13 protein-coding genes, 1 tRNA gene, 1 pseudogene and 1 riboswitch are annotated in these 11,145 nt (G+C 62.5%); of the genes and pseudogenes, 5 read left to right on the plus strand and 10 right to left on the minus strand.

Annotated features, from left to right (window positions below):
- Positions 1 to 14: 14 nt before the first annotated feature.
- Positions 15 to 1,247 carry a ubiquinone biosynthesis hydroxylase gene (locus BHD07_RS26165; RefSeq protein ID WP_338283748.1) on the plus strand — a complete coding sequence of 411 codons (1,233 nt, stop codon included), beginning with the start codon at positions 15 to 17 and terminating at the stop codon, positions 1,245 to 1,247.
- Between the two features lie 116 nt (positions 1,248 to 1,363).
- Here BHD07_RS26165 and BHD07_RS26170 read toward each other — a convergent pair whose 3' ends face one another.
- From BHD07_RS26170 to BHD07_RS26185, 4 genes are all read right to left on the minus strand, one after another.
- Complete coding sequence (locus BHD07_RS26170) at positions 1,364 to 1,552, minus strand: Trm112 family protein (RefSeq protein WP_003537577.1); 189 nt, start codon at positions 1,550 to 1,552, stop codon at positions 1,364 to 1,366.
- 8 nt (positions 1,553 to 1,560) lie between these two features.
- On the minus strand, positions 1,561 to 2,241 hold the full coding sequence (locus tag BHD07_RS26175; protein WP_018097359.1) for an LON peptidase substrate-binding domain-containing protein: 681 nt from the start codon (positions 2,239 to 2,241) through the stop codon (positions 1,561 to 1,563).
- A 144-nt stretch (positions 2,242 to 2,385) separates the two neighbouring features.
- A complete protein-coding gene (gene trxA / locus BHD07_RS26180) occupies positions 2,386 to 3,378 on the minus strand; it encodes a thioredoxin (RefSeq protein ID WP_018097358.1) in 993 nt (330 codons plus the stop codon).
- 59 nt (positions 3,379 to 3,437) lie between these two features.
- Positions 3,438 to 3,947, minus strand: coding sequence for a prolyl-tRNA synthetase associated domain-containing protein (locus BHD07_RS26185; protein WP_100672738.1), 510 nt, complete (start codon positions 3,945 to 3,947; stop codon positions 3,438 to 3,440).
- A gap of 256 nt (positions 3,948 to 4,203) precedes the next feature.
- On the opposite strand from BHD07_RS26185, the gene BHD07_RS26190 reads away from it, so the two are divergent.
- Positions 4,204 to 4,278: transfer RNA gene (locus BHD07_RS26190), tRNA-Gly, on the plus strand.
- 94 nt (positions 4,279 to 4,372) lie between these two features.
- Positions 4,373 to 4,630 (plus strand): annotated as a pseudogene (locus tag BHD07_RS26195) (SDR family NAD(P)-dependent oxidoreductase); the annotation flags it as partial.
- Between the two features lie 3 nt (positions 4,631 to 4,633).
- Here BHD07_RS26195 and BHD07_RS26200 read toward each other — a convergent pair.
- From BHD07_RS26200 to BHD07_RS26225, 6 genes are all read right to left on the minus strand, one after another.
- Positions 4,634 to 5,623 (minus strand): CobW family GTP-binding protein, encoded by a 990-nt coding sequence (locus BHD07_RS26200; RefSeq protein ID WP_275597175.1) that lies wholly within the window; start codon positions 5,621 to 5,623, stop codon positions 4,634 to 4,636.
- A gap of 291 nt (positions 5,624 to 5,914) precedes the next feature.
- On the minus strand, positions 5,915 to 6,931 hold the full coding sequence (locus BHD07_RS26205) for an aldose epimerase family protein (protein WP_338283754.1): 1,017 nt from the start codon (positions 6,929 to 6,931) through the stop codon (positions 5,915 to 5,917).
- Between the two features lie 80 nt (positions 6,932 to 7,011).
- Complete coding sequence (gene metA, locus BHD07_RS26210) at positions 7,012 to 7,938, minus strand: homoserine O-acetyltransferase MetA (protein ID WP_338283755.1); 927 nt, start codon at positions 7,936 to 7,938, stop codon at positions 7,012 to 7,014.
- A 63-nt stretch (positions 7,939 to 8,001) separates the two neighbouring features.
- A riboswitch (SAM riboswitch) is annotated at positions 8,002 to 8,079 on the minus strand.
- Positions 8,080 to 8,136: 57 nt separating this feature from the next.
- Positions 8,137 to 8,517, minus strand: coding sequence for a RidA family protein (locus tag BHD07_RS26215; protein ID WP_003531294.1), 381 nt, complete (start codon positions 8,515 to 8,517; stop codon positions 8,137 to 8,139).
- 8 nt (positions 8,518 to 8,525) lie between these two features.
- Positions 8,526 to 9,131 (minus strand): 3-isopropylmalate dehydratase small subunit, encoded by a 606-nt coding sequence (gene leuD / locus BHD07_RS26220; protein WP_018097351.1) that lies wholly within the window; start codon positions 9,129 to 9,131, stop codon positions 8,526 to 8,528.
- A gap of 134 nt (positions 9,132 to 9,265) precedes the next feature.
- Positions 9,266 to 9,517: a hypothetical protein gene (locus tag BHD07_RS26225; RefSeq protein ID WP_100672749.1), complete on the minus strand. Its 252-nt coding sequence runs from the start codon at positions 9,515 to 9,517 to the stop codon at positions 9,266 to 9,268.
- Between the two features lie 120 nt (positions 9,518 to 9,637).
- On the opposite strand from BHD07_RS26225, the gene BHD07_RS26230 reads away from it, so the two are divergent.
- Positions 9,638 to 10,540 (plus strand): HpcH/HpaI aldolase/citrate lyase family protein, encoded by a 903-nt coding sequence (locus BHD07_RS26230; protein ID WP_338283761.1) that lies wholly within the window; start codon positions 9,638 to 9,640, stop codon positions 10,538 to 10,540.
- On the plus strand, positions 10,537 to 10,743 hold the full coding sequence (locus BHD07_RS26235; RefSeq protein ID WP_003531285.1) for a DUF1737 domain-containing protein: 207 nt from the start codon (positions 10,537 to 10,539) through the stop codon (positions 10,741 to 10,743). Before BHD07_RS26230 ends, BHD07_RS26235 begins: the two co-directional genes overlap by 4 nt.
- Positions 10,744 to 11,145 lie beyond the last annotated feature (402 nt).

Consider the following 11,145-nt stretch of genomic DNA (forward strand, 5'->3'; position numbering starts at 1 on the left):
GGGAGACGAGACGGATGATCGACGTTCTGATTGCCGGGGGCGGCTATGTCGGCCTCTCGCTTGCCGTATCGCTGAAAAAGGCGGCCCCCCATCTCGATGTCATGGTCGTCGATGCCGCGCCGGAAGGCGTGTGGAAGAGGGACGAACGGGCATCGGCCGTCGCCGCCGCTGCCGAGCGGATGCTCGACGTCCTGGGCGTCTGGCAGGCGATCGCGCCCGAGGCCGAGCCGATCCGCAGGATGGTGATCACCGATTCGAAGACGGCCGATCCGGTCCGACCGGTATTCCTTACATTCGAAGGCGGGGGCGAGGGCGAGGACAATGGCGGCGGCGGCCGCCCCTTCGCTCATATGGTGCCGAATACGGCGCTCGTCGGTGCGCTGCGCCGCGCCTGCGACGAACTTGGCGCCCCGATCCGGCAGTCGACCGTGGTGGAGAGTTTCCGGAGCGGAGATCATTCCGTCGCCGTCACTCTGGCGGGCGGCGAGACGATCGAGGCGCGGCTGCTGGTCGCCTGCGACGGCGTTCGTTCGAGGCTGCGCGAGGCGGCGGGCATCAAGGTCGTGGAGTTCGATTACGGCCAGTCGGGCATCGTCACCACGGTCGAGCACGAGCGCCCGCATGGCGGGACGGCGGAGGAGCATTTCCTGCCCGCCGGTCCCTTCGCGACGCTGCCGCTCAAGAATAACCGCTCCTCGCTCGTCTGGACCGAGAGCACCTATGATGCCGAGCGTCTGGTGAAGGAGGACGATTTCATCTTCGAGGAGGAACTGGAGCGCCGTTTCGGCCATAAGCTCGGCCGTCTCAAGGTGGTCGGCGGCCGGCGTGCCTTCCCGCTCGGCCTCACGCTTGCCCGCGACTTCGTCGCGCCGCGTTTCGCGCTCGCCGGGGATGCCGCGCACGGCATCCACCCGATTTCCGGCCAGGGGCTCAATCTCGGCTTCAAGGATGTCGCGGCCCTCGCCGAAACGATCGTCGAGGCGGACCGCCTGGGCCTCGATATCGGCTCGCTCGCGGTTCTGGAGCGCTACCAGACGTGGCGACGCTTCGATACCTTCCGGATGGGCGTTACGACCGATGTCCTCAACCGGCTCTTCTCCAACGACATCATGCCCGTGCGGGTCGTGCGCGATCTCGGCCTCGGCCTCGTCGATCGCCTGCCGTCGCTCAAGAAGTTCTTCATCCGCCAAGCGGCGGGCACTCCCGGCAGAGCCGATCCGCGGCTGCTCGCCGGCGAGCCGATTTGAACGCCACCGTTTGCGCCGGGGTCCGCATGGGGAGAAGGGCCAGTTTCGCGTCAAACCCGCGGAGAGGGGCAAACCACACGGCAGATCAGGCAGCCTGACCGCCGAAACATCGATCTTCAATCCTCGATCTTGCGCGCCTCGGAGACCAGCATGATCGGCACGCCGTCGCGGATCGGATAGGCGAGGCGGGCCTTTTCGGACACCAGTTCGTTGGCTTCCGGATCGTAGCTGAGGCGGCCCTTTGTCAGAGGGCAGACGAGCAGTTCCAGGAGTTTCGGATCGACCTTGCTGGCGTTGATGTCCATCGCTCGTTTCATTGCAGAATATTGTCGAGGTCGCCGAAATTGCGGGCGAGCACGATCTCGGTGATGGCGATCAGCGTTTCGGCCCGCGTCTTCAGGTCGGGGGCCTCCAGCAATGCCTGTTTTTCCGCCGGTCCATAGGGCGACATCATTGCCATGGAGTTGACGAGGGTTCGGTTGCTTGCGCGTTCCACGCTTTCCCAGTCGGCTTCGAGCTTGTTGGCGTCGAGATAGGCCCGAAAGGCTGCGAGAAGCGCCTCCCGGTCGACGAGGCTCTCGTCGTCCGGATTTTCGAGATCGCTCCCGAAGGGGCCGATGCGGAACCGGCGGTAGCCGCGACAGCCGGCCACCTCTGCGAAAAGCCGGAAGCGGCACACACCGGTGAGAGAGGTGATGTAGCGGCCGTCGCCGGTCTCGGCGAAAGAGGTGATCCGGCCGATGCAGCCCACCTGGCAAAGCGCCGGCACCGACGAGGCGTCGATCTCGTTGCGGCCTTCCGCGAAGGAGGGCTGAACGATGCCGATCAGCCGGTTGCCGGCGAGCGCATCGTCGAACATGGCAAGATAGCGCGGCTCGAAGATGTTGAGCGGAAGCTGTGCGCCGGGAAGCAGCAGCGCGCCCGTCAAGGGAAACACCGGAAGAATCTCCGGTAAGTCCTTCGGACCGAGATAGCGCGCATTTCCGACATGCATTCCGACAGACCCTGCAGATAGCGGCCGCGCCTCATCGAGGCGCGGTGCCGTAGGACCAAAAAATGGTGCGGCCCTTCGAAATCTCAAGGGAGAAATACACCGGAATCGATCGGGCGGAGCTGAAAATTTCGACGCGGAGGCCGCTTACGAAAAGAGAATCGACGACAGCTTGCGCCGCGCGGCGATCGTTGCCGGATCCTTCGGTCCCCATACCTCGAAGAACGACAGCAGTTCGCGCCGGGCGCCGTCGTCCTCGAAGCTGCGGTCGCGCTTCATGATCGTCAGAAGATGTTCGGCGGCGGCGGTGCGGTCGCCCTCGACATTGCGGAGCTTGGCGAGCTTGAGCCGTGCCGCGTGGTCGTCCGGATCGAGCGCGAGCTGGCGCTCCAGCGCGGCCGGGTCGCCGAGCTTGCGGGCCTCCTCGATCTGGTCGAGCTTTTTCGAGACCGCGGCGACGGCCGCTTCTGCGGCGAGTGCTTCCGGCAGGCCCGAAAGCGCCTGGCGCGCCTCGGCGACCTGCCCGAGCGCAATCATGCATTCGATCATGCCGGCGACAGCCGCGGCGTTTTCCGGGTCGGCCTGGAGAACGGCACCATAGAGTCCGGCGGCGTTCTGCGCATCGCCTGCATCGATCAGCGCCTTGGCATCGGCAAGCACGCTCTCGATCTCTGCCTTGCCGTCGTCTGCGGCCGGACCGGCAATCCGATCGATGAACTCTTTGATCTGGCTTTCGGGCACGGCGCCCATGAAACCATCGACCGGGCGCCCGTCGATGAAGGCGATCACCGCGGGAATGGACTGAATGCCGAGCTGGCCGGCGATCGATGGATGGTCGTCGATGTTCATCTTGACGAGCTTCACCCGGCCGGCGGCCTCCCTCACCACCTTCTCGATGATGGGGGTCAGTTGTTTGCAGGGCCCGCACCAGGGCGCCCAGAAATCGACGAGCACCGGCTGCTGGCGCGATGCCTCGAGCACGTCCCGGGTAAAGGCGGCGGTTGTCGTCTCCCTGATCAGGTCGTCCGGGATCGGGCCGTTCGGGGCGCTCGAAGTGCTTGCCGGCTGTCCGCCGAAAGAGGCCGAGCCCGTCATCTGGGTGCCGAAGGAACCTTGATAGGGATTGTCGCTACCGCTCATTCTTCTCTCCTCGCGGACTTGGGCGTCCGGCTTCATGCATTCGCGCCAAAGATCGTATGTCAGGCCGTCACTTTCAAGACAAGCGGCTCGTGCCCGGTTGCCTCCATGAAGCGCAGCATGTCCTTCGACGCGATCGAGGTCGTCTGGTCGTTGGAGAGCGGATGGCAGTTGACCGTCTCGAACGCCATCAGGGTCTCGTCGAGAATGATCTTCACCTTGCCCTCGGTGTCGTTGATCGCGCCGAAGGCGGTGACGGCGCCCGGTATCACGCCCAGATACTCCATCAGCTTCTCCGGCTTGCCGAAGGAGACCTTGCTTGCAGCGCCGATGATCTGATGAACGGTCTTCAGGTCCACCGTCGCGTGTTCCTCGACGGTCAGAAGGAAATAATTGTCCTTTTTGTCCTTCAGGAACAGGTTTTTTGTATGTCCGCCGGGGATTTCATCGCGCAGCGCCACCGATTCGGCGACCGTGAAGACCGGCGCGTGCCGTTTCGTCCTGTGTTCGATCCCGAGTTCGTCGAGAAAGCGGAAGAGGTCTTCCGCAGTCTTCGGCTCAGCCTTGCTCATGCTCCATCCTTCCTGCCGTCGCCATTTTCTCTCGGCCTGCTTTAAAGAGGAGCGAGAGGTTCCGCAATCTCATGCGCGGCGCAGCGCGGCCGGAAACGCGGCGTTCCCGGTCTTCGAACGCGCTCGCGAAAAAATTCTTGGCATTCGCGTCATTTCCCTGTTGCATTTGAAAAGGGCTTGGGCCATATAGCGCCCGTCGCCGCAAGACGGGCGACACCCCTGGTCCATCGACTACCCCCGGGCCTGGGTCTTATGAGCGGGTGTAGCTCAGGGGTAGAGCACAACCTTGCCAAGGTTGGGGTCGGGCGTTCGAATCGCCTCACCCGCTCCAAATTCCTCGGACAATTCAGCAGATTGATGAGCCCTTCGGGCATTTTCGTTGGCGCCGCGTTGCTACAGCGGGAGCGAAGCGGCGTTTTTCCGTGACGCGTGTGCTGGCACAGGAAGTGGGTGCCGACGGGATCACCGCCAACTGGGTGTGCCCCGGGATCATTCTCACCGATATGGGTCGGGTCAATCTCGACGATCCCGCGGTCAGGAGGACGTGGCAGGACAAAACCGCCATGCGTCGCATCGGCGATCCCGAGGATGTTGTCGGTGCGGTGGCCTTCTTTGCTTCGGACGATGCGGCTTTCGTGACCGGCCAGACGCTGAATGTCGACGGCGGCATCGTGCTAAGCTGACGCCTATCCGACGTCGGCCGAGCTCGCGCAGCATGCCATGAAGCCGTCGGCGATGATGTCCTTCGGAAGGTTGCGGCCGATGAAGACCAGGCGCGAGACGCGCTCTTCGCCCTCCTTCCAGGGGCGCTGGTGGTCGCCTTCCACCAGCATGTGGACGCCTTGGACGACATAGCGGTCGGTGTCGCCGGCAAAGGCGATGATGCCCTTCATCCGCAGCATGTCCGTGCCGAAGGCCCGGGCGGTCGTCTGGAGCCAGCGGAAGAATTTTTCCGGGTCGACGGGTCGGCGTTCGATCAGAGAGAAACTCGTGACATGGTCGTCATGCTCATGACCGTGGTCCGCTTCGAGAAAGTCGGGCTCGACCTCGAGAATGCGGTCGAGATCGAAGGCATTGCGATCGAGCAGGCTGGCGATCTCGAGATTGCAGCGCTGCGTCCTCAGGATTCCGGCCGTCGGGTTGATGCGGCGGATGCGATCCTCCACGGCCTGCAGCCCTTGGGGCGATACGAGATCGGTCTTGTTGAGGATGATCGTGTCGGCGAAGGCCAATTGCTCCTGCGCTTCATGTGCGCGGTCGATCTCGCCGAGAAGGTGCCTGGCATCGACAACGGTAATGATGGAGTCGAGCCGTGTCTTGGAGCGGACATCCTCGTCGACGAAGAAAGTCTGGGCGACCGGCGCGGGGTCGGCGAGGCCCGTCGTCTCTATCAGAATGCCGTCGAACCGCTCGCGCCTGCGCATCAGCGCCTCGATGATGCGGATCAGGTCCCCGCGCACCGTGCAGCAGATGCAGCCATTGTTCATTTCGAACACCTCCTCGTCGGCATCGACGATGAGATCGTTATCGATGCCGACCTCGCCGAACTCGTTGACGATGACCGCGAACTTCTTGCCATGCGGCTCGGAGAGGATGCGGTTGAGAAGCGTGGTCTTTCCTGCTCCGAGATAGCCGGTGAGGACGGTGACGGGGGTGGGGACAAGCTGATCGGGCATTGACGAGAACCTCACTGTCGCATGGACGGCCGGAGGCAATGCTCCGGCTTTGTGGATACGTTATTACATTTCGTTTTCTTGAATGTAATAACGTAACGTCGCCGGGGGTTGTCAAGTCCGATTCTGACACTGAAACGCTGGGGCTCTCTTCTTTCCTCGCCGCAGCCGAATTCGTTACCGGTCTCACGCTGCCGGTGGATGGCGGTTATCGCGTCGGATAGGAGCGACAGGAAGCGTTTCACTGTTCGATGAAACGGTGAAACTGAAAGTGCTCTAACGGCCTGCGCTGCCTCAGCTTTTCGTAAAAACGTAATCCGTTTCCTGCCGGAGCGTTTCGCCGGGTCTCAGCACCGCCTTCGGGAAACCTTCGTGGTTCACCGCATCGGGCCAGATCTGGGTTTCCAGGCAGAGGCCGGCGAAGGGGCCGTAACGGCGGCCGTCGAGGCCGGGAACCGGAACGTCGAGCTTTTCTCCGGTATAGAGCTGCACGCCGGGCTCCGTCGTCAGCACTTCCAGCGACACACCGGAATTGATGCTGCGTACCAGCGCCACGGAGCGTTTCTGCATCCGTTCCGGCGAGAGGCAGAAGTTGTGGTCGTAAGCGATTCCGTCGCCGTCCAGCTGCCTTCTCAGCGAGGTCATTTCGCGAAGATCGAAGGCGGTGCCGGCGACGGGGCGGATCTCGCCCGTCGGAATTTGCCGCTCATCGGTGGGCAGGTAGTGGTCTGCCGCAATCATGATGTCGTGGTCGAATGCGTCCGAGCCGCCGTCGAGGTTGAAATAGCTGTGCTGACAGACATTGGCGAGGGTCGGTGCGTCGGTCTCAGTTTCGTAGACGACGTTGAGCGTGCCGCCCGGTTTCAGCGTGTAGGTGCAGGTGATCGTACAATTGCCCGGGTAGCCGGCGCGGCCGTCCGGATCGGTGATCTCGAGCGTTACGCTGTCTTCGGCCCGCCTGAGGATCGACCAGTTGCGCTTGGCGATATTGTCGCTGCCGCCGTGGAGATGCGTGGCGCCCTTCTCATTGAGCTCGAGTTGATAGGTCTTGCCTTCGAGCACGAAGCGGCCACCGCCGATGCGGTTGGCGTTGCGCCCGGGCGTCGCGCCGAAATAGGAGGAATGGGCCGGATAGCTTTCGAAATCCTCGAAGCCGAGCACGAGCGGGGCTGCATGGCCTTCGAGCCGAAGATCCTGGATGACCGAGCCCCATGTGATCACCGACGCCGTCAACCCGCCGCCCTTAAGCGTCACGCGCTGTACGGGCTCGCCGGAGGGCAGGTGGCCGAAGATTTCCGTGTCTGTTCCCATGCATCTCCCCATTTCCGCGAGTCGGCGTCAACCTGCTGCATTTCCGCCGAGGCGGCAACCGGAAAGTCATACTTTTTACGTCAACGCGCTTCGGTTCCGATCTTTGCCAGCTCGTAGGGCGTCGTCTGGTAAATCTCGTTGATCCAGTTGCCGAAGAAGAGATGTGCATGGCTGCGCCAGCGGTTCTGCGGCGGAAGTGCGGAGTCATTGTGCGGGAAATAGTCGTGCGGCAGCTTGATCGGCACGCCGGCATCGACGTCGCGGAAATATTCCTCCGACAGGGACGTCGAATCATATTCGACGTGATTGAACATGTAGAGCCGGTTGCCTTTCTTCTCGTGTACGAGGCAGACGCCCACTTCCTTTGATTCCATCAGGATTTCGAGATCCGGCACCCGGTCGATATCGGCGCGGCGCACCTCGGTCCAGCGCGAAACGGGCACGGCGAAATCGTCGGAAAAGCCGTTCAGATAGACCGAAGAGGGCTGCAGGTTCTGGTGGCGGTAGACGCCGAAGGCTTTTTCCTTCAGCGGATATTTCGGAACACCGTGGAAATGGTAGATCGCAGCCATCCCGCCCCAGCAGACGTTCAGCGTCGAATGGACGTTGGTCGTCGTCCAATCGAAGATGCGCTGCAGCTCCTTCCAGTAGGTGACCTCCTCGTATTCGAGCGTCTCGATCGGCGCGCCGGTGATGATGAAGCCGTCGAACTTACGGGCCTCCACTTCCTCGAAGGTCTCGTAAAAGGCGAGCAGATGTTCTTCGGGCGTGTTCTTCGGCCGGTGGCCGTTGACGCGGACCAGCGTCAATTCGACCTGAAGCGGCGTGGCGCCGATCAGCCGCGCCATCTGGATCTCGGTCTTGATCTTGTTGGGCATCAGGTTCAAGAGCCCGATCTGCAGCGGCCGGATGTCCTGGCGGATCGCCTCGGTCTCGGTCATCAGCCGCACACCCTCGTGAACGAGCGTTTCGAAGGCGGGCAGCGTATCGGGTATCTTGATGGGCATGGGCGTCCACTCGATCAATACAAAAAAACCGGCGGCGAAACGATCGCGACCGGTCCTCGGAAATCCATTGTTCCCTCGGCCCTTTAGCGACTTCTTTAACGTGGCTGCAAGCCGGCCGGCCAAATCACCACGGATCGTAGATAGCGCGAGGAGGGCCGCGCGGTCAATGAAAAAGGATTCGCCGGCGTCGGGGCGGCCTTATCCCCGAAATGCCGTAACCTCGATCTCGATCAGCATTTCCGGGCGGATGAGGTCGCAGACGATCATCGTCGCGGCCGGGCGGATCTCGCCGAAGGTCTCGCCGAAGATCGGGAATACGCGGTCGGCAAAGCTGGCATCGGTGACGTAGTAGTGGTTGCGAACGACGTCCGACAGCGAGAAGCCGGCTTCCTTCAGGGCGCCTTCGATCGTCTTCAGGCAGTTGCGGGCCTGTTCCTCCACCGTTTCCGGCATGGTCATGGTGGCGTAGTCGTAGCCGGTCGTGCCGGAGACGAAGCACCAGTCGCCCTTTGCGACGGCACGCGAATAGCCTGCCGTCTTTTCGAAGGGCGAACCGGACGAGATGAGCTTGCGCGTCATCCGACAGCTCATGCCCAGGGGCGGGAAGCGGCGGTCGCCTTCTCGTAATTGTCGATGGAGCGGCCTTTTTCGAGCGTGAGGCCGATATCGTCGAGGCCGTTCAGCAGGCAGTGGCGCTTGAAGGCATCGACTTCGAACTTGATCGAGCCGCCGTCCGGACCGGTGATCTCCTGCGCTTCGAGATCGACCGTGAGAATGGCATTGGAGCCGCGGCTGGCGTCATCCATCAGCTTGTCGAGGTCTTCCTGGCTGACGACGATGGGCAGGATGCCGTTCTTGAAACAGTTGTTGTAGAAGATGTCGGCGAAGGAGGTCGAGATGACGCAGCGGATGCCGAAATCGAGGAGCGCCCAAGGTGCATGCTCGCGCGAGGAGCCGCAGCCGAAATTGTCGCCGGCGACGAGAATCTTGGCGTTCTGATAGGCAGGCTTGTTGAGGACGAAGTCCGGGTTGGGGGTGCCGTCCTCGTTGTAGCGCGCCTCGGCGAAAAGCCCGGTGCCGAGACCGGTGCGCTTGATCGTCTTCAGGTAATCCTTCGGAATGATCATGTCCGTGTCGATGTTGACGACGGGCAGGGGAGCGGCAACGCCGGTGAGCTTGACGAACTTGTCCATGACTTGGCCTTCGATTTCAGCGGAAATGTTCGAGAAGCGTTTAGATCAGTTTTGCGCCGAAATGAAGGAGAATCTGCTTTCATGGAGCGGGATGCGGGCGGAAAACCGCTTCTCCCGCTTCCGGCAATCCGATTCTAAAGATCGATGATCGTCCCGCGCCCGTCGTTCCACACCCGCATCTCGCGCTGAGTGCTTCCCGGATTGGCGCGTGCCCCCGCTCGAACATGCACGGGCCGTCCGTTGAGCTTGGCGGCGATCGCGCTGCCGACCGCAATAATGGCGGCGATCCCGGCGAGCGCCAGGGCGAGCGAGGCGGTGAACACGAAGGCCACGAGCGTGATGGTGATGGCGGCGGCCGTGAAGAGAACGGAGCGGATGCTTTGCATGATTGTCACCTTTCTGCTCGGCATGTGGGTGCTGGCCACGCCGCTTGCAAGAGGGCCGCCCGTCTCGTCTTGCGCAAAGGTTGAAAGGCAGGCACAACGAACGGCATGACAGGGAACGGCATGAGAGCGATCGACCACCATCCCGTGCGGCTGCGCCGCTCGGTGCTTTCGGTTCCGGCCGACAATCAGCGCGCGCTCGCCAAGGCTCGTGAATTGGCTGCGGACGCCGTGATCTTCGACCTCGAGGATTCCGTCTTGCCGGACCGCAAGGCTGCGGCGCGCGATGCGCTCGTCCGGCATCTTGCCGGCAACCGGCCGCAGGGCGAAACGGTCATCCGCGTCAATGCGGCGGGCTCCGGCTTCGGCGAGGCCGATCTCGCAGCGGCTCTTGCCGCGCGGCCCGATGCTATCCTCCTGCCCAAGGTCGAAAGCCCCGCCGATATTCAGGGCGCGCTCGATTGGGTTGCGGAAAGGGACGCGCCGGATGAGCTGAGGCTCTGGGCGATGATCGAGACGCCGCGCGGGGTCGTGAACGGGCCGGCGATCGCCGAGACCGGCCGCACCTCCGGCGGCCGGCTGGACTGCTTCGTCGTCGGGCTGAACGATCTTCGCAAGGAGACGGGCGTGCCCGCCTTTCCGGGCCGGACCTATCTCGTTCCGTGGCTGATGCAGATTCTTCTTGCCGCGCGCGGCAGCGGGCTCGACGTCATCGACGCGGTCTTCAACGATTTCCGCGATCCGGAAGGCTTCGAGGCGGAGTGCCGGCAAGGGCGCGACATGGGTTACGACGGCAAGATGCTGATCCATCCGGCGCAGATCGATGCGGCCAATCGGCATTTCGGCCTGGACGAGGCTGCGGTCGAGGAGGCGCGCGCGATCATCGAGGCCTTTGCCTTGCCGGACAATGCCGGAAAGGGCGTCATCAACCTTCATGGGCGGATGGTCGAGCGCCTCCATCTCGAACAGGCGATGAGGATCGCCGCCAAGGCGGACATCATCGAAAAACGAAAGGCAAACTCTTGAAACTTTATCGCTTTCTCACCGGCCCCGACGATGCCTCCTTCTGCCACAAGGTGACGGCGGCATTGAACCAGGGATGGACGCTGCACGGTCCGCCGACCTACGCCTTCAATGCCGACACCCAGCATATGCAATGCGGCCAGGCGGTGGTGAAGGAAGTGGAGGGAAAGGATTATCATCCCGACATGAAGCTGTCGGAGCAGTAGGGACTGCAATCTCTCCTCGCCTCATCCCTGTGCTCTTCACAGGAGATGAGAGCAGCGCCGCGTCTGCGGCGCGGGAAGGTTCTTTCAGCCCAAGGACTTGGTCTGGCTGGATTCCTGTGACGAGCACAGGAATGAGGGACCGGGGATGTGCGGCCACTACATTCTCGCATCGAAGCGAAACGGGACGCTGTATACGGGCGTGACTTGGGGCATTCCGCGCCGCCTCGCTATCTTCACGGTTTATGAAGCGCGCCGAGGGACCGCACCCTCTCCGTCCTCATCCCTTATGTGGACGGCTCCCCCTTGCAAGTGTTTTTTGCAGATTTTTTGATCGGATCGCTTGCTTCCATATGTTCGGCCTTTCGGTGTGGCCGCACAGGGCCACTGGCCAAGATGGTTTCC

The organism is Sinorhizobium sp. KGO-5, assembly GCF_036245905.1.
Lineage (GTDB): Bacteria > Pseudomonadota > Alphaproteobacteria > Rhizobiales > Rhizobiaceae > Sinorhizobium > Sinorhizobium meliloti_A.